The sequence below is a fragment of the Caballeronia calidae genome, assembly GCF_900044055.2.
Lineage (GTDB): Bacteria > Pseudomonadota > Gammaproteobacteria > Burkholderiales > Burkholderiaceae > Caballeronia > Caballeronia calidae.
The window spans coordinates 1-517 of record NZ_FCOX02000374.1 but is presented as its reverse complement, the minus strand read 5'-3'; the positions used below and the strand labels follow the sequence as shown (position 1 = coordinate 517).

2 protein-coding genes are annotated in these 517 nt (G+C 53.8%); both read right to left on the bottom strand.

Going from position 1 to position 517, the window contains the following annotated elements; all coding sequences use genetic code 11:
- The coding region (locus tag AWB78_RS50130; protein WP_198399528.1) for an ISAzo13-like element transposase-related protein at nt 1–175 on the bottom strand (175 nt) is incomplete at its 3' end.
- A 49-nt stretch (nt 176–224) separates the two neighbouring features.
- Entirely contained in the window at nt 225–461 is a 237-nt protein-coding gene (locus AWB78_RS43100) for a hypothetical protein (protein WP_062613392.1), read from the bottom strand.
- Nucleotides 462–517: the final 56 nt, after the last annotated feature.

Below are 517 nucleotides of genomic sequence, written 5' to 3'. Positions count from 1 at the left end.
ACTTCTTTTTCTGCGATTGCCGACGGGAAAATCCGTTTTGTTTTAACAGTTGCCTGACGGTTCGCACGCTCACCCGTGCCGCTACCTGTTGCGTCATCGCCTCCGCGATTTCGCGGGGCTTCAGATCCGTCCAAATGACCTCATGCTGAGGACTTCCCGCTGTATGCTCTCGCACCACATCTAGAAAGACAGTGTTCCACTCCGGATGATCCGTTAACCTCGATTTACGCCCCTTTTTTTCGGATCCGCTCTCCCGCTGGATCCCGTTCCTCTTCCATGTCCTTCAATCCTTGCCTGATAGTTTTAGGGTCGATTTCAAACAGCTTCGCAATATATTCGAAACCACCATGCCCCAGCTTGTCTGCCTCCACAGCCGCATAGCGACGCCGGTCTTTCTCAGACAATCGCTCGTAGAGCCACCTCATCCGCCTTTCAACCTCAGCCCTGTAACCAGCCTGCATCGTCTATCCTCCGGATCCATTGCATCTTAACAGTGCCGCTTCCCACCACCCAGCAC